The organism is Patescibacteria group bacterium, assembly GCA_028716045.1.
Classification (GTDB): Bacteria; Patescibacteriota; Patescibacteriia; order JAQUQO01; family JAQUQO01; genus JAQUQO01.
This window is the reverse complement of record JAQUQO010000001.1, coordinates 445,342-461,480: the sequence shown is the minus strand read 5'-3', so window position 1 is coordinate 461,480 and position 16,139 is coordinate 445,342. Positions and strand designations below refer to the sequence as shown.

General features: G+C 43.9%; 16 protein-coding genes and 1 tRNA gene. 16 read left to right on the top strand and 1 reads right to left on the bottom strand.

Annotation, left to right across the window (positions count from 1 at the left end; translation table 11 throughout):
• Positions 1–54: 54 nt before the first annotated feature.
• The 9 genes from PHG22_02370 (at position 55) to murJ (ending at position 8,207) form a co-directional block, all read left to right on the top strand.
• A complete protein-coding gene (locus PHG22_02370) occupies positions 55–1,587 on the top strand; it encodes a hypothetical protein (protein MDD5490617.1) in 1,533 nt (510 codons plus the stop codon).
• Positions 1,587–2,621, top strand: coding sequence for a hypothetical protein (locus PHG22_02365; protein ID MDD5490616.1), 1,035 nt, complete (start codon positions 1,587–1,589; stop codon positions 2,619–2,621). Before PHG22_02370 ends, PHG22_02365 begins: the two co-directional genes overlap by 1 nt.
• Positions 2,622–2,714: 93 nt before the next feature.
• A complete protein-coding gene (rlmN, locus tag PHG22_02360; protein ID MDD5490615.1) occupies positions 2,715–3,728 on the top strand; it encodes a 23S rRNA (adenine(2503)-C(2))-methyltransferase RlmN in 1,014 nt (337 codons plus the stop codon).
• 4 nt (positions 3,729–3,732) lie between these two features.
• Positions 3,733–4,062, top strand: coding sequence for a nucleoside triphosphate pyrophosphohydrolase family protein (locus tag PHG22_02355; GenBank protein MDD5490614.1), 330 nt, complete (start codon positions 3,733–3,735; stop codon positions 4,060–4,062).
• A gap of 89 nt (positions 4,063–4,151) precedes the next feature.
• Positions 4,152–5,507 (top strand): hypothetical protein, encoded by a 1,356-nt coding sequence (locus PHG22_02350; protein ID MDD5490613.1) that lies wholly within the window; start codon positions 4,152–4,154, stop codon positions 5,505–5,507.
• A 19-nt stretch (positions 5,508–5,526) separates the two neighbouring features.
• Positions 5,527–5,760, top strand: coding sequence for a zinc ribbon domain-containing protein (locus PHG22_02345; GenBank protein MDD5490612.1), 234 nt, complete (start codon positions 5,527–5,529; stop codon positions 5,758–5,760).
• 81 nt (positions 5,761–5,841) lie between these two features.
• A complete protein-coding gene (locus PHG22_02340; protein MDD5490611.1) occupies positions 5,842–6,165 on the top strand; it encodes a hypothetical protein in 324 nt (107 codons plus the stop codon).
• 18 nt (positions 6,166–6,183) lie between these two features.
• Positions 6,184–6,522, top strand: coding sequence for an HPF/RaiA family ribosome-associated protein (locus PHG22_02335; GenBank protein MDD5490610.1), 339 nt, complete (start codon positions 6,184–6,186; stop codon positions 6,520–6,522).
• Positions 6,523–6,578: 56 nt separating this feature from the next.
• Positions 6,579–8,207 (top strand): murein biosynthesis integral membrane protein MurJ, encoded by a 1,629-nt coding sequence (gene murJ, locus PHG22_02330; protein MDD5490609.1) that lies wholly within the window; start codon positions 6,579–6,581, stop codon positions 8,205–8,207.
• Positions 8,208–8,338: 131 nt separating this feature from the next.
• On the opposite strand, the gene PHG22_02325 is transcribed toward murJ, so the two are convergent.
• Entirely contained in the window at positions 8,339–8,608 is a 270-nt protein-coding gene (locus tag PHG22_02325) for a hypothetical protein (protein ID MDD5490608.1), read from the bottom strand.
• 242 nt (positions 8,609–8,850) lie between these two features.
• Between PHG22_02325 and lepA the strand changes: the two genes are divergently transcribed.
• The 7 genes from lepA to PHG22_02290 all read left to right on the top strand — a co-directional run bounded on the left by lepA (position 8,851) and on the right by PHG22_02290 (position 16,100).
• Positions 8,851–10,647 carry a translation elongation factor 4 gene (gene lepA / locus PHG22_02320; GenBank protein MDD5490607.1) on the top strand — a complete coding sequence of 599 codons (1,797 nt, stop codon included), beginning with the start codon at positions 8,851–8,853 and terminating at the stop codon, positions 10,645–10,647.
• Between the two features lie 189 nt (positions 10,648–10,836).
• On the top strand, positions 10,837–12,576 hold the full coding sequence (gene recJ / locus PHG22_02315) for a single-stranded-DNA-specific exonuclease RecJ (GenBank protein ID MDD5490606.1): 1,740 nt from the start codon (positions 10,837–10,839) through the stop codon (positions 12,574–12,576).
• An 11-nt stretch (positions 12,577–12,587) separates the two neighbouring features.
• Entirely contained in the window at positions 12,588–12,995 is a 408-nt protein-coding gene (locus PHG22_02310; GenBank protein MDD5490605.1) for a ribonuclease HI family protein, read from the top strand.
• Positions 12,996–13,143: 148 nt separating this feature from the next.
• The gene (locus PHG22_02305) at positions 13,144–13,383 is read left to right on the top strand and encodes a GIY-YIG nuclease family protein (protein ID MDD5490604.1); all 240 of its coding nucleotides are present in this window, start codon (positions 13,144–13,146) and stop codon (positions 13,381–13,383) included.
• Between the two features lie 13 nt (positions 13,384–13,396).
• A tRNA-Gln gene (locus tag PHG22_02300) sits at positions 13,397–13,467 on the top strand.
• Between the two features lie 349 nt (positions 13,468–13,816).
• Positions 13,817–14,104 (top strand): hypothetical protein, encoded by a 288-nt coding sequence (locus PHG22_02295; GenBank protein MDD5490603.1) that lies wholly within the window; start codon positions 13,817–13,819, stop codon positions 14,102–14,104.
• A gap of 4 nt (positions 14,105–14,108) precedes the next feature.
• Entirely contained in the window at positions 14,109–16,100 is a 1,992-nt protein-coding gene (locus tag PHG22_02290) for a hypothetical protein (GenBank protein MDD5490602.1), read from the top strand.
• The last annotated feature ends 39 nt before the right edge of the window (positions 16,101–16,139 follow it).

Sequence of the window (16,139 nt, the reverse complement as noted above, 5' to 3'; positions counted from 1 at the left end):
AGAAAGAGCGATAATTGATAAATATCTTTAATTTATTTTTTAAATCAAATTGCCATGGCAGAAGAAAATAGTAGTCAGTCCGCCGAGCCCCCTTTAAGTAATCCGCTCTCCGAGCCAAGCCGTAGCGGAGAAAGTTTGATTTCTCCGCCATCCGGCAGACCCCATAAATGGAGGGACTGGCATGAGCGCGAAACGCCGGTTCAGATTGAAGGTTCGGCCACGGATAGCGGCGTTAAAGTAAAAATTAATTCCAAGCTTCTTTCTTCCGAACTTCGCCTTGATTATCCTAATTCCATCTGGAAAGATTATCCGGAGGAAAACAGGGTTAAACTCGTGGACAATATCACTTATATTTTTACCGCGCATTTACCTTTTCTTTTGAAGGGTAATATCCGGATGGAATATAATACTGGATATCCACACTCATATTCGTGGGCTACTCAATGTTTTATAAGATTTCTGCCAGCTTATTGGTATTTATACCGCGGGAGAAGAGGAACAGGTGTTTTTCCGATTCTTAAAACCATGCTTAATTCCCGTGCTAATTTTTCCGATACCAAAGATGTTCCTCCCAGGTTTCCCGTTTCCATTGACGAAAATGTCGTCATCCCTTTTACTTTTGGGAAAGACAGTTTTTTAACTTATAATCTTGCTAAAGAAATCGGCCTTAAACCGACCCTGGTTTATTTTGACGAACCATCGGAGGAATACTCAAGAAAACATAAATTGGAACTTTCAAAACAATTTAGCGCCGATACGGGAGAAAAAATTTATTATTTAGATAACCCCCTGGGAAAACTCCGCGAATACGGGGAGGGATGGTTTGGCTGGGAGCTGGCGCTCACTTCCTGGGCGTTGCTTTCCTTGCCCTTTGCTTACGCTAAAAAGGCTGGTTATATTATTTTTTCCAATGAAGCGACATGCAATGACTTTTTTTATGACGATGAAAATCTTAAAGTTATTCCCGATTACGAACAGTCGGGGCAAGCTACGGAGGAATTATCCATTTTGACTCAATCATTATCGGAAGGAGAAGTCTACACTACCACTTTTTTGCAGGGAGTCCATGATTTAGCTATTATTTCAATTTTAAAAAATCGCTATCATTCCAGTTTAAAATATCTCATGTCTTGCTGGGCGGAAACCGAGGCCGCTAAGGACAAGAGATGGTGCGCCGATTGTTCTAAATGCGCCAGAATTTATCTTTATTTAAGCGCTAATGGCATAGACCCCGAAGAAGCGGGGTTTAAAGACAATCTTTTTGCTAGTGACAGAGAAAAACTGTTTAACATTTTCGGTCGTCCGGCCGTGGGTACGGGTTTTGACGCTTTTGGCACCAACAGGGATGAGCAGCTTTTAGCTTTTTATCTTACTTATTTAAGGGGTAATCGCGACCCTTTGGTGGAAAAGTTTGCCGTTTCTTCCGCGAAAAAAGAAGCGGAGGACAGATTTGAGGAACTCTTTCTGAAATATTTTTTTATTCACGAAGAACATATTACCCCGCCGCAGTGGAAAGAAAAGATTGATAAAATTTTCAGGGAGTCCCTGGAACAGACAAAAAAAGAAATTCTAAGTTTAAGGAAGTAATGAAAAAATTGAACGTCGCTTTTCTTTATAACGTCAGGCATTCTTATCCTGACCCCCAAAATCCCGCCACCCAACTGGAGGCGGATTTTGATGACCCCGAAACTATTAAAACGATGATTGTCCATTTGAAAAAGTGCGGGTTTAAGGTTTTACCTATTGAAGCCGATGAGTATGCTTATGACGAATTATTAAAAAATAGGAGAAAAATAGATTTGGTCTTTAATTATTCTTTGGGAATTTACGGTAGAGACCGTTATGCCCATTTGCCGGCGATACTGGAAATGTTGCGTCTTCCTTACACCGGTTCCGGTCCGCTCACGCAGGCGCTGATTTTATACAAAGCGAGATTCAAACAAATTCTTTTAGCCAATAAAATTTCGACTTTGCCGTTCCAAATTTTTAAAAATTCCAGAAAAGATTTAAGGGAGGGATTGGAATTCCCGTTAATCGTCAAACCGGTGGCGCAAGGTTCGTCGGCGGGCATCACTAATCAGAGCGTAGTTTTGAATCGCCGCGAGCTTAAGAAGCAAATTAATTTTATAATCTCAACTTTTAAGGAACCGGCGCTTGTGGAGCCGTTTCTCACCGGCCGCGAATTTTCCGTGGCCCTGCTCGGCAATCCGCCGCGGATTTTGCCGATTTTGGAATCCGACCACGGGAGCTTGCCGGCCGGTTATCAGCCGCTTGATTCTTTGGAGGTCAAATGGGTTTTAGAGGAAGATAGTTCACGGGCGAACCATCTTATATGCCCGGCGAACATTGATAAAAAGTTAAAAGATAAAATAGCAGAAATTTGTCTTAAGGCCTGGGAGGTTTTGGATATTTTAGACTGGTGCCGGATGGATGTGCGCTGCGACCGGGCGGGCAATCCTTATATTTTAGACATTAATTCCCCGGCAGGACTTATGCCGCCGAAAATTTCCGCCACTTCTTATTTCCCTTTAATCGCCAGAACTTCCGGCATGAGCTACGAAGATGTTTTAAAAAGCATCATTAACGCGGCGTTGGAGAGAAATAAAATTAAAAAAATTTAAGCCCAATATCCTAAATCAGTGTTAAAATTATTTTTTGACGCCCGTTTGTCAAGATGATAGAATTATTAAATAACATTTAAAAAACGGGTGATTATGAATCTTGATTGTCTTGCCAAAGTTTTTAGAGAAGAGCCGCCATACCGCCAAAAACAGGCAAAACGGGCGGTATTTTTAGATTTGATTGATGATTGGGGCAAGGCCACGGTGCTTTCTAAGCCATTAAGAATTTCGCTTCAAGCCCAGTGCCCGTTAGACATAAAAGGAGAAATAATCTGGGCCAAAGACCAAAATTCAGCCAAGGCGCTGATTGCGCTTGACGATGGGCTGAAAGTTGAATCGGTTTTAATGAAGCATAAAGACGGGCGAAACACGGTGTGCGTTTCTTCGGCTGTCGGTTGTCCGCTGGGCTGCCTTTTTTGCGCCACCGGACAGATGGGGTTTAAAAGAAATTTAAATTCTTGGGAAATAGTGGGACAGGTTTTGTTTTTTGCGCGCCAGTTAAAAAGTTCCCTTTCCAAAATTACCAACGTGGTTTTTATGGGTATGGGCGAGCCGTTTTTGAATTATGACAATGTTTTAGCGGCCGTGAGAATCCTCAATGATAAGGATGGACTAAACATCGGCGCGCGGCGGATTTCCCTTTCCACCGTTGGAGTCATCGAAGGCATTAAAAAATTATCCAAAGAGAATTTGCAGGTTAATTTGGCCATTTCGCTTCATGCTCCTAATGATTTTTTGCGTTCAAAAATTATTCCAGCCAATAAAAAATATCCGCTTAAAGAAATTTTAAGAGAGGTTGACGCGTATATCAAAAAGACTAACCGGCGAGTGATGTTTGAGTATATTCTTTTAGCCGGGGTGAATGATTCCCCCAAAGAAGCGCGCGAGCTTGCGGCGCTTATAAAAAAACCTTTACATCTCGTTAATCTTATCCCTTGTAATAAGACAGGAATGTTTAAACCGCCGACTAAAGAAAGGATTAGAAAATTTCGCGAAATTTTGGAAAAGAGCGGGGTGGCAGTCACCGAGCGATGGCGTTTCGGCCGGGAGATTGACGCCGCTTGCGGACAATTGGCAATAAAAAAATTAAACAATAAATTAAAATAAAATTATGGATTTTCAAGAATATCAGAAAAAATCAAGAGCCACGGCTTTTTATCCTAAAGTCGGCGAGAATTTTGTTTACCCGACGTTAGGGCTTTGCGGGGAAACCGGTGAAGTGGCTGAAAAGGTTAAAAAAATTTTTCGTGACAATGGCGGAGTCCTTGATGATAATCGCCGCCGGGAAATTGAAAAAGAGCTGGGAGATATCTTATGGTATATGGCGCAGGTGGCCACGGAAATGGGACTGGATTTGGGAAAAATCGCCGAGGATAATATCCAAAAATTATCATCCAGAAAAGAGAGAGGAACCTTGGGGGGCGATGGAGATGATAGATAAGGGCGCTTTACTTGGGGTTTTATCGGAGCTATTTCTGTGTTATAATTTACGTAGAGACAGAATTTTAATAAAGAGAATTTAGTTGAATTATGGCGCCAGCCAAAGAACAAAAATTATTTGACGATGCCTGGGTGGTTTCGGTTAATATGGGTTATGGTCATGACCGGGCCGCTTATCCTCTCAAGGATTTTGCCCGTGGCGGAATTATTATTGCCAACAATTACAAGGGTATCCCTAAAAAAGACGAAAAGATTTGGCGGGAAAGCCGGAAATTTTATGAGTTCATTTCCCGTTTCCGACATGTGCCCATAGTGGGGGAATATGCTTTCAGCTTATTTGATAAATGGCAGTCCATCCCGCCATTTTATCCCAGACGGGATTTGTCAGCTGCGAATTTCCAGACCAAACAAACATATTCTCTGATTCGCCGAAAAAAATGGGGTGAGGATTTGATTAAATTATTAAACAGGGAAAACGGCAGCCGGCCGCTGATTACTACTTTTTTTGTGGTGGCTTTTATGGCCGAATACTTTAATTACGGCGGAGATATTTATTGCCAGATTTGCGACGCGGACATCAGCCGCAATTGGGCGCCGCTTTATCCGCAAAAGAGCCGAATAAATTACCTGGCGCCAAATCGAAGAGTGGTGGAGAGATTAAAACTCTACGGAGTAAAAGAAGAACAAATTCATCTCACGGGTTTTCCTTTGCCCAAGGAAAATATCGGCGGTCCGGGGCTGGCGACGCTTAAAGAAGACATTGGTTATCGCATCTATAATCTGGACCCCCAAAAAAGATATGTCAGCCAGTTTCGCCATACTATAAAATTTCATTTAGGCGAGGATAATTTTCCCCAAAAATCCTCGCATCCGTTGACCGTTACCTTTGCCGTCGGCGGCGCTGGCGCTCAGCGCGAATTGGGTGCGGAAATTTTAGACAGTTTGAAAAATGACATAAAAAAAGAAAGAGTTAAGGTAAATCTAGTGGCGGGCATCCGCAACGAAGTTTTTCTTTATTTTAAAAAGGCGATTGCTTCCTGCGGTTTGGAAAAATGTTTTGGGGAATGCGTGGACATTATTTTTGACGTGGATAAATTTAAATATTTTCAGAAATTCAACGAGTCCTTGCGGAGCACTGATGTTCTGTGGACAAAGCCGTCGGAGCTTTCATTCTATACTGGTCTCGGCTTGCCGATTATTATGGCTCCGTCGGTCGGTTCGCAGGAGGATTTCAACAGAATTTGGCTTAAAAGCGTCGGCGGGGGAATTACGCAAAATAATCCTCGCTATGCCAATGAATGGCTCTTTGATTGGATTGAAAGCGGTTGGTTGGCTAGGGCGGCGATGGAAGGTTTTACGGACGCGCCCAAACTCGGAGCTTATAAAGTAGAGGAAACGGTTTTAAGAAAAACCGACAATTTAAAAGAGCCGCCCTTAGCCATTTAATAATTAAAATTAAATTATTATGATTGGAATTCGTTGCGAGGCCTGCGGTCTGCCCATGGATGATGAGACGCGTCGTTACTGCGAACATTGCGCTAAGGATGAGGCCGGGCAGGAACTTGGGGTTACCAAGGAGCAAGCCTTTGAAGGGATAAAAAACCATTATTTTATGGAAACGCTTGGTTTGTCCGAAGAGGAAGCGCGCGCTAAGACAGAGGAATTTATAAACACCCTGCCGGCTTGGCAGGAAGAATAGCCGAAGCCGCTCCCACAGCGGCTTTTGTAAATTCCCTTAAAATAGGTTATAATATTATTGTAATAAATAACGTCAAAGTTTATGAAAGCTAAAAATTTTTTAAAACTCGCCCTAGTGGGCGCGGCGCTCGCGGCCGGCACGGCCATGGTCGTTAATAAAAAACTTTCTCCGCAAACAAAAGCCCGGGCCAAAAAAACAGTCACCGAGCTTACCGGAAAAATTTTAAAGAGATTGCATCTCTTGAAGAGCGTCAGTAAAGCCAATTATGAAAAAGTGGTGGAAGCGGTGTTAGGCGAATATCAGGCCAGTAAAAAACTTTCCCGCGATACGGTCAAAGAGTTGCGCCAGGATTTAAAGTCGCAATGGAAAAATATCAGCAAAGAGCTGGGCGGTTCTAAAAAATAACAAAGAAAAATATTTTTTATGGTGATTAATTTTCGCTATAAGAATTTTACTCCCGAAGAAAAAGAGAGGTTTGAAAAATATTTTAATGAAAAATTACCGCGTTTAGAAGAGTGGTTAGGGGGGTTTGAAAGCAATGAAGCAAAATTGCGGGTGGCAGCGGAAAAATTTTCCAAAAAGGCGGCCTATAACCTGATTTTAGAGCTTAATCTCCCCAAAGATCATTTACGTTCATCGGAGGATGACCATACTATTACTGAAGTTATTGATTTGGCGCTGGACAAGCTAATTATTCAGTTAAGAAAACTTAATGACAGGGCCCCCCATCGCGTTAAAAATAAAAACGAGAAACGCAAATAAAATGGGAAAGCTAAATCGGAAAGAATTTTCGGCTTAGCTTTTTCTTATATAAACAGATGTTTAATTTTAACGGCAAAGCAAATAATGTCACGGTGGCGGCGATTATTGTTGGTGTCTCCGGACTGCTCAGCAGATTTCTCGGCATTTTTCGCGACCATATTTTAGCCGGACAATTCGGAGCAGGGGATACTTTAGATATTTATTATGCCGCTTTTCGCATCCCGGATTTAATTTATAATCTGCTTGTTTTGGGCGCGCTTTCCGCCGGTTTTATTCCCGTTTTTACTAAGTATTTAGGGTGGTTTAGCGAGAGGAGAGAAAAAATAAGCGGGGAGGCTGGGCATTTTATTAATTCTCTTTTTAACATAGTTTCCGTTGCGCTGATATTCATTTGTTCTTTGTTGGTGATTTTTTCTTCCCGGATTGTCCCTTGGATAACCCCGGGATTCTCCGGAGAAAAACTTGAGTTCACCATTGCTCTCACTCGCATTATGTTTCTTTCGCCGATTTTTTTGGGGCTGTCAAGTATTTTAGGTGGTATTTTACAAAGTTTTCGCCGGTTTTTTATCTATTCTTTGGCGCCGATAATGTATAATATCGGAATTATTTTTGGCGCTTTATTCTTCGTGCCCAAATTAGGGATTAGCGGCTTGGCTTGGGGTGTGGTGTTGGGCGCGGGCTTGCATTTTATCATCCAAATCCCAGCGGTGGCTTCGCTGGGCTGGAGTTATCGATGGGCTTTTGACATCTATCATTCCGGCGTGCGCCTCCTTGGCAAATTAATGATACCGCGGACTTTAGCGTTGGCCGTTACGCAAATTAATTTAGTCATCATTACTATTATCGCTTCCACTTTGGAAGAGGGGAGTTTGACGGTATTTAATTTAGCCAATAATTTACAAAGTTTTCCCATTGGCATTTTCGGCATTTCTTATGCCATTGCTGTTTTTCCTTTTCTTTCCGAATACGCGGTTAAAGATAAAAAAGAAGAATTGGTTAAAAGTTTTTCTTCCGCTTTGCGCCAGATAATATTTTTTGTGGTACCGGCGTCTGTTTTGTTTTTGCTTTTGCGTGCCCAGATCGTCCGTGTAATTTTGGGCAGCGGACAATTTGACTGGAATGACACCATCAGTACTGCTGACACTTTGGCTTTTTTCAGTTTCAGTTTATTTGCCCAAGCGATAATCCCGCTTTTGGCGCGCGTTTTTTACGCTTTTGAAAATACTTTTTATCCTTTTGTCATCGGTCTGATGAGCGCGGTTTTAAATATCTTCGCGAGTTTGCTGCTCGCGCCCCAGTATGGCGTGGCCGGTCTGGCCATGGCCTTTTCCGTGGCCAATATCTTTAATTTTGTTCTTTTGTGGGTGGCTTTGCGCATTAAAGTCGGCAATTTGGACGAAATCAATATCTTATATTCTTTGGTAAAAATCAGCGCCGCCGCCTTGGCTATGGCGGTAGTTGTGCAGTCAGCCAAATTTGTCGTGGCTCCGTTCGTCAATATGGATAAATTTTGGGGAATATTTTCACAAGGATTTATCGCGGGTGCGGGCGGGCTTATAATTTATCTTGGAATTTGTCTAGTTGTTAAATCTCCGGAGATGATTTCTTTTAAAGATTCTTTAGTTCGTAAATTATTTAAATCAAAATTGCCGCCGTCCAGCGCTGATGAGAGCAGGGGGATATAAATAAAATCAAAATTCAAAATTAAAATTGAAAAAAAGTAAAATTAAGAAGGTAAAAGCTAATTCAAATAACATTAAATAAAATACCCACGGGATTTACCCCGCGGGTTTGTTGTTTTGATTATTACTGGGCCTTAGGCCGGATAAATATCGCGCCAACGCAGATGACGACAAATATTACCAGCGCTGGGAGGGCCATTGCGCAAGCTATTACTCCTTCCATCTCTACTCCTTTTATCTTTGCTGCTCGACGTTGGAGAAACAATTACCGGTTGTTCCGGTATTATCGCGAAATTATCGCGACAGACGATAGGGGGTTGTTCGTTATTAATTTTTTGTTCTTTTTCTTCTCCTGCCCCCAAAATTATTCCCACTAGCGCCGCCAAGATTATTAACCATTTCATTCTTTGGTTCCTCCTTTTGGTTTATTTTTAGTATTTTTTCAATATAAAAAGTATATCATATTTCTACGGGGTTGTCAAGACGCTTATTGACAACAGCTTACCGACTACGGCCATTTCCCCCTTTTGGAATATAAAAATTTTGTAAGAGGCTGGATTTTAGTATGTTTTTTGAATTTTCAGAGGAATCAGTTGTTTTATTTTCCCTTGTTTGCCTTGATTTTTTGTGTTAATCTTAATCTAATATGGATAATTCGGATAATAAAATCCGCAATTTTTGCATCATTGCGCATATAGACCATGGGAAATCCACGCTGGCGGACCGGCTTTTGGAAATCACGGGAACCGTGAGTAAACGCGAAATGCGCGAACAAATTTTAGACCAAATGGATTTGGAGCAGGAAAGGGGCATTACCATCAAGCTGACGCCGGCGAGAATGGAGTGGCGGGGGTATGAATTAAACCTGATTGATACCCCGGGTCACGTTGATTTTAATTACGAAGTTTCCCGCTCGCTCGCCGCCGTGGAAGGAGCTTTGCTGTTAGTTGACGCCACTCAGGGAGTGCAGGCGCAGACCATCGGCAATTTGTATCTGGCATTAGAGCAGAACCTTACTATTATTCCGGTGGTTAATAAAATTGATTTGCCCGCAGCGCGCGTGGAAGAAGTGAGCCAGGAAATAATCGGACTGATGGGCTGCAAGAAGGAGGATATTTACTTAGCTTCGGGTAAGACGGGTGAAGGCGTGACGGAAATACTGGAGGCGATTATTAAGAAAGTGCCTTCTCCGACAGTCAGGGTCGGAGCGCCTTTGCGCGCGTTGATTTTTGATTCCAAATACGACGACTATCGCGGAGTGGTGGCTTACGTGAGAATTATTGACGGGCAGGTGAAGAAAGGCGATAAGATTTTTATGATTGGGGCGGAGAGCGAGAGCGAAGTTTTGGAGGTCGGATTTTTTAATCCCAAAATGCAGGAGAAAAAAGATCTGCTGGCTGGCGAGATCGGTTACGTTGTTACCGGGCTTAAAAATATTGCCAAGTGCCGCGTGGGCGATACCATCACTTTGGCGGGTTCCGGCGCCCGGCCGCTCACTGGCTATAAAGCAGTGAAGCCCATGGTGTTTGCCGGCATTTTTGCCAAAGAGGGCCATGAATATAACGACCTGCGCGAGGCGCTTTTGAAATTAAAATTAAACGACGCCGCTTTGACTTTTGAACCCGAGCGCTCCGTCGCTCTTGGTTTTGGATTCCGCGTTGGCCTTTTGGGACTGCTCCACTTGGAAATCGTTCAGGAAAGATTGAGAAGGGAATATGGTCTGGACTTGATTGTGACCGTGCCGAGCGTGGCGTATAAAATTTATAGAAATAATAACGAAGAAACAATTATCAAAAGTCCGCAAGATCTGCCCGACCCCAACCTTATTAAAAAAATAGAAGAGCCGTGGGTTGCCACTGACATTGTCACTCCGGAAGGATATATCGGCAATGTGATGCAATTGGTGCAAGAGAAAAGGGGGGTATATAAAAACACCGAGTACCTGTTTTCCAAAGGCAACGTGGAGAAAAGAGCGATACTTCACTATGATTTGCCGCTTTCCGCTATTTTGGTGGATTTTTATGATAATTTAAAAAGCGTTACTTCGGGGTATGCTTCTTTAAATTATGAATTTTTGGATTATCGCGAGGCAGAGGTGGAGCGTCTGGATATTTTAGTGGCGCAGGAACCGGTGGAAGCGTTGTCTTCAATCGTCTATAAAGACGCGGCCCAGTATGTCGGCAGAAGGGTGGTGGAATCGCTGAAAAAGACCCTGCCGCGGCAGATGTTTGAAGTAAAGATTCAGGCGGCCATCGGCAGTAAGATTATCGCTTCGGAAAAAATTCCGGCCATGCGTAAGGACGTTTTGGCTAAAATGTCTGGCGGCGACGCCACTCGCAAGAGCAAACTTTTGGAAAAACAGAAAAAAGGCAAGAAAAAAATGGCCAAGCTTGGCAAGGTGGATATTCCGCCCGAGGCCTTTTTGGCCGTGTTAAAAAAATAAATTTTAGAAACTCGCGCCACTGATTTGGCGCGCCAAATAATATTATGAAATTTAAAAAACAAAAAATTATAAAGGTTGCCTGGGCGATACTTTCTTTTATCGTGGTTTTCAGTATGGTCGCCTGGACTTTCGCGGCTTGGTTTTAAATTAAAAAGACGACGGGTTAGTCGTCTCGGCGGATTTATTTTTATGGTCAGCAAGTTAAATAAAAGGTGGCAATTAGCCGCCAAAATTACCGATGATTTTAAGGTCAAATTTCCCGAAATTAATCCGGTGATTTTACAGTTGCTTTATAACCGCGGTCTGACCGAACAAAAAACCATTGATGAATTTTTATTTGCCGATTACACCAGCAATCTGTATGACCCGTTTCTTTTTAAAGATATGGCTAAGGCAGTGGAGCGTATTTATCAAGCGATAGAATCGGGAGAAAAAATCACCGTCCACGGAGATTATGACGCTGACGGCGTTTCGGCGGCGGTGATTTTAGTCAGTACAATTCGGGCGCTCGGGGGCAAAGTCGGCGTTTATTTGCCGCATCGCGAAAAAGAGGGATATGGAGTGAATATGAAAACAATCCGTTTTTTGAAAAAAGAAAAAACATCCTTGATAATCACCTGTGATTGCGGCATCAGCAATTGGGAGGAAATTGAGGAGGCGAGTAAGTTGGGGATGGAAGTGATTATTACTGACCATCATCATGTTCCGGAAAAAATTCCCGCGGTTTTAGCCATCCTCCATCCGAAATTGCCGGCCAGCGGTTATCCCTATGAAAATTTGACCGGCGGAGGAGTGGCGTTCAAACTGGCGCAGGCCTTGTGTAAAAAAGATGCGAGGGGCAAAAAAGTTTTACCAGACGGGTTTGATAAATGGCTTTTGGACTTGGTAGCCATCAGCACCGTGGCGGATTTTGGCCCTTTGCAGGGGGAGAATAGAACGCTCGTTGAATATGGCCTGATTGTGCTTCAAAAAACCAAACGTTTGGGGTTGCTGAAACTTTACGAAAAAGCGGGGATTGACCGGCTCAAAATCAACAGCGAAACAATTGGTTGGCAGATTGCTCCGCGGATTAACGCCGCCGGCCGGTTGGACCATGCCAATGCCGCTTATGAACTTTTGATTTCCGAAGATAAAGACGAGGCAGAAAAATTGGCCGAGTCGCTGAACAAAAGCAACAATGAACGTCAGGCCTTGACGGAAAAAATCACCGCCGCGGCTCTGGCTTTTGTCGGTGAACCGAAAGATAAGATAGTTATTGCCGTAGGCAAGGATTGGCCGTTGGGCGTAATTGGGCTGGTTGCCGGAAAGTTAGCTAATAAGTTTCATCGGCCGGCGTTTGTTTTGGGCGATAGCGGCAAACAGATTGTCGGCTCGGCGCGTAGTCCCGTTAATTTTCATCTCACGGAAGCGCTGGATAAATTGAATAAACACTTGGCTCGTTATGGGGGGCACAGCGGAGCCGCCGGATTCACGGTAAAAAATAAAAAAGAATTGGAGCCGTTTATAGATGGTCTTAAATCTTTAGCCAACGCCCAAATTAAAGATGAAGATTTGATTAAAGATTTGCATATAGACGCGGAAATTTCCTTAGACGATGTAAATTGGGATTTTTTTGAGCAGTTGGAAAAATTTGAACCCTGCGGCGAAGCCAACCCTCGCCCGTTGTTTTTGGCGCGAGATTTGATTGTGGAGAATATCCAAGCCATTGGCAAAGACAGTAATCATTTACGGTTAATGATGCGGCATCGCGGGAATAAAATTTTTAAGATTATCGGTTTTTGTTTTGCCGATGAGGATAAGGTCGGAGAAAATTGGTGCGGGGTTTTAAAGAAAGGAGATAAGGCTGATGTTGTGCTGGATATCGGAGTGAATGAATGGAATGGCAATCGCGAATTGCAATTCAAGATGGTGGATATACAAAAAATATAATACGAAAGTATATGAAATTAAAAGTATATACCGATGGCGGGGCGCGAGGTAATCCGGGGCCGGCAGGAATTGGGGCGGTAATAAAAGATTTAAAAAAAGTCCTTTGGTCAGCGGGGAAATATATCGGAGAAACGACTAATAACCAAGCGGAATATAAAGCGCTGATTTTTGGTTTAGAAAAAGCCAAAGAATTAAAAGCCGTGGAAGTGGAATGTTTTTTGGACAGCGAATTGGTGGCTAAACAGATGAACAGGGAATATAAAGTAAAAGACAAAGATTTGGCACCGTTGTTTGTGAAAGTTTGGAATCTGACCATGGGCTTTAAAAAAGTCACCTTTAAGCATATCTATCGAGAAGATAACAAAGATGCTGATTTTTTGGTAAACGAAGCGATTGACAAAGCGTTAAAAAAGATATAAAATAGCAGCTGTCAGCCGTTGGTTATTTCTTCCGGAATCGTCCCTGGCCGCGTCCCGCGACCGCGGGCAGGCTAAATGTGGTAGGACAGCAGCCTTTTGCGCCTTCGGCGCACTCGTCTCTGGCGAGGAAGCGACCCATAAGATTGATATGTATCAAACCTACGTTTTAAAAAGTTTGAAAGATGGCAAACGTTATGTCGGGAGTGGAAAAGATGCCGGCGAGAGATTGCGGCGTCACAATAAGGGCGATTATAGATTTACTAAAGGACATCGTCCGTGGCAACTAATTTATAGAGAAGATTATCTAACGCGGGCAGAGGCCATGCAAAGAGAAAAATTTTTGAAGTCAGGGCAAGGGAGAAAATTTTTAGATCAAATTTTGAAATAATTGTCAGCACAGCTCCGGGATCGTCTAATGGTAGGACAGCAGCCTTTGAAGCTGCTTATCTTGGTTCGAATCCAAGTCCCGGAGCTGTGCTGACAAAGCCTTTTGCGCCCGAGGCGCACTCGCCTTTGGCGAGGAAGCTGCTTATCTTGGTTCGAATCCAAGTCCCGGAGCTGGAACGTACGAGTTCGAACAGGTATTATATAACCCTAAAATCGACTCGTTATTCTCGATGTTGCAAGAAAACGGTTTAAACACTGGGTTCGAAAAAAGTTGTGGCGGGGGAGCCATCCTTCACTAAGGTTATCCGTCGCTACTACGTAGCTATGAAATAGCGTAGTATAGCTACGGAGTGACTTGATCATTTTTAGCAATAGTTTATGTTTTATTTTTAAATAAATTTAATTATAAAAGGACCATATAAATAAAAAACCATATGAACAAAAAATTATTAATCGTCGTTTTGGCGATGTTAATCCTGGGCTTGGCCGGAGGAGGTTGTTTTTTGTGGATTAAATTTCACAAACCTTCCGTTACCAAACAAGCCGAACAAGCGGTTACGGATATTCAAGAAGCGGTCGAATCCATCAACCAAGGCGTGGCCAAGGGCGTTTTGCCGGACATGGACGCCGTAGTAATTAATCCGTTGGAAGATGTTCCCGACGCCAATCCGTATAAAAATACCAATCCTTTTTCAAATATAAAAACTAATCCTTTTGAATAAAAATATGAACAAAAATATTTTTAGAGTTTTAATCGTAGTTTCGTTTGCGATCATCTCCGTTTTTGTCATCGGCTCATTCGCAATGGCGCAAGAAGAGGTTAAAACAGAGACACCTCAAGCTCAAAATCAAACCGCCGTGGAAAGCGTTCAGTATCCCGTCAAGGAATTGGGAAATTGCAAAGACAGGGAAGATTGCAAAGTTTTTTGCAATGAGACGAAGAATACCGATGTCTGTCTCGCCTTCGGCGAAGACCACGGCTTAATGAAGGCGGAAGAGGTATCCGCGGCCAAAAAGTTCCAGGCCGTCGGCATGACCGGCCCCGGCGAATGCCAGGGAACGGACGCTTGCGAGGATTATTGCGATAACAAAGACAATCTGGAAACCTGCGTTGCTTTCGCGGAGAAAAACGAGTTACTGCCCGAAGAAGATTTACAAGAAGCTAAGAAGATTGTCACCGCCGTTAAAAGCGGCGTTAAGCCCTTAAGCTGCACCGGCCGGAAAGATTGTGAAAATTATTGCGCGTCCGCCAAAGGCATGGAAGCGTGCATAAACTTCGGCACCGAAGCCGGAATTTTGCCGGCCGCGGAGCAGGAAAACGCGCGAAAAGTTTTAACCGCCATAAAAAATGGCGCCGTGCCTCCGTGTCATGGTACTGAATGTGAAGTTTATTGTCGCGAAGGTTCGGAACACGCGGCCGAATGCGGAAGTTTTGCTACAACAGCGGGAATCCTATCTCCTCCAAAGATGAGACAATTGCAAAAAATGCTTAATGCCATGGAAGAAGGAGTCGAGCTCCCCGGCTGCGGCGAAGAGGGATGCCAGGATTATTGTTCTCAAGAGGCCCATTTTGAAGAATGCGTTAAATTTGCCGAGGCCACGGGAGCAATGACTACCGATGAAGCGCAAGCGGCCATGAAAACCGGCGGTGAAGGTCCCGGCGGATGTAAAACTAAGGAAGAATGCGACGCCTTTTGCAACGCCGCGGCCAATTCCGAAGTTTGTTTCAATTTTGCCAAAGACAATGGCATGATTTCCGAGGAAGACCAGAAGACCATGCAGGAAGGCCAACAAAAAATACAAGAATCTCTTAATAATATGCCGGCGGAAATTTCGGTTTGTCTGACTTCCTCTTTAGGCGCAGATACCATTGAAAAATTAAAAAGCGGAAGCGTGATGCCCAACCCAACCATCGGCACACAAATGAAAACTTGTTTTGAATCATTTACCCCAATTCCTCCGGCTCGTCCAGAGGGTCAAGATGGACAAAATCAAGGTAGTCAAGGTGATCGAGAGCAGGGACAAGGCGGCGGGGGCCAAGATGGTGGTCCGAGTAATAGCGGTCCCAATCAAGGCGAGGGTTTTAATCCGGGTTCTGGTCAAGGAGGAGGACAAGGTCAGAATACTAATCCCAATCCGGTGAAGTGTATTGAAGATTGTGAATTAACTGGAAGAGATTGTATCTCTGCACTAAGTGTGGAGACCGAGGCTTGCCGTTCACAAGGACAGTATTGCAGAGAAGTAACATGTGAGACCAAAGACGCTGAAGGTAACCGTTCGACAGCAGAAGTGATGCGTGCGTGTATTGCCAGGGTATGCGATTCAGCAGAGACCGCTTGTCACGCTCTAGTTACCGCGAAAAGCTCCGCCTGTACGACTAACAAGGATGTTTGTGTAATGAACTGTCAAAAGGCGGCCAAGCCCGTCAAACCGGAACAGACCACTCAACCCGTTCCATCCACAGAATCCGGTCAACCAACGCCACCGACTCCGCCCGAACAGCCCACTAAACCTAGTAAGCCCGCTAAACCGACGCAGTCCGGAGAGTCAGAGCAGCCCGCTAAACCCGCTAAGCCGACTCCGCCCAGCCAGCCAACATTACCGACCCAACCAACTCCGCCCGCCCAGCCCACGCCGCCAACTCAACCCACACAGCCCAGCCCGCCCGCGCCACCTAATCAGCCCCAACAACCGCCACAACCTAATCAGGGTAATTAGATCAACAACTAAATTGGCTTGGGCAGATTCAGATTTTAA

Excerpts from the sequence above, each read along its gene's own strand:
- PHG22_02370 (MDD5490617.1), top strand. The coding sequence starts at position 55 with ATGGCAGAAGAAAATAGTAGTCAGTCCGCCGAGCCCCCTTTAAGTAAT.
- PHG22_02365 (MDD5490616.1), top strand. The coding sequence starts at position 1,587 with ATGAAAAAATTGAACGTCGCTTTTCTTTATAACGTCAGGCATTCTTAT.
- rlmN (MDD5490615.1), top strand. The coding sequence starts at position 2,715 with ATGAATCTTGATTGTCTTGCCAAAGTTTTTAGAGAAGAGCCGCCATAC.
- PHG22_02355 (MDD5490614.1), top strand. The coding sequence starts at position 3,733 with ATGGATTTTCAAGAATATCAGAAAAAATCAAGAGCCACGGCTTTTTAT.
- PHG22_02350 (MDD5490613.1), top strand. The coding sequence starts at position 4,152 with ATGGCGCCAGCCAAAGAACAAAAATTATTTGACGATGCCTGGGTGGTT.
- PHG22_02345 (MDD5490612.1), top strand. The coding sequence starts at position 5,527 with ATGATTGGAATTCGTTGCGAGGCCTGCGGTCTGCCCATGGATGATGAG.
- PHG22_02340 (MDD5490611.1), top strand. The coding sequence starts at position 5,842 with ATGAAAGCTAAAAATTTTTTAAAACTCGCCCTAGTGGGCGCGGCGCTC.
- PHG22_02335 (MDD5490610.1), top strand. The coding sequence starts at position 6,184 with ATGGTGATTAATTTTCGCTATAAGAATTTTACTCCCGAAGAAAAAGAG.
- murJ (MDD5490609.1), top strand. The coding sequence starts at position 6,579 with ATGTTTAATTTTAACGGCAAAGCAAATAATGTCACGGTGGCGGCGATT.
- PHG22_02325 (MDD5490608.1), bottom strand. The coding sequence starts at position 8,608 with ATGAAATGGTTAATAATCTTGGCGGCGCTAGTGGGAATAATTTTGGGG.
- lepA (MDD5490607.1), top strand. The coding sequence starts at position 8,851 with ATGGATAATTCGGATAATAAAATCCGCAATTTTTGCATCATTGCGCAT.
- recJ (MDD5490606.1), top strand. The coding sequence starts at position 10,837 with ATGGTCAGCAAGTTAAATAAAAGGTGGCAATTAGCCGCCAAAATTACC.
- PHG22_02310 (MDD5490605.1), top strand. The coding sequence starts at position 12,588 with ATGAAATTAAAAGTATATACCGATGGCGGGGCGCGAGGTAATCCGGGG.
- PHG22_02305 (MDD5490604.1), top strand. The coding sequence starts at position 13,144 with ATGTATCAAACCTACGTTTTAAAAAGTTTGAAAGATGGCAAACGTTAT.
- PHG22_02295 (MDD5490603.1), top strand. The coding sequence starts at position 13,817 with ATGAACAAAAAATTATTAATCGTCGTTTTGGCGATGTTAATCCTGGGC.
- PHG22_02290 (MDD5490602.1), top strand. The coding sequence starts at position 14,109 with ATGAACAAAAATATTTTTAGAGTTTTAATCGTAGTTTCGTTTGCGATC.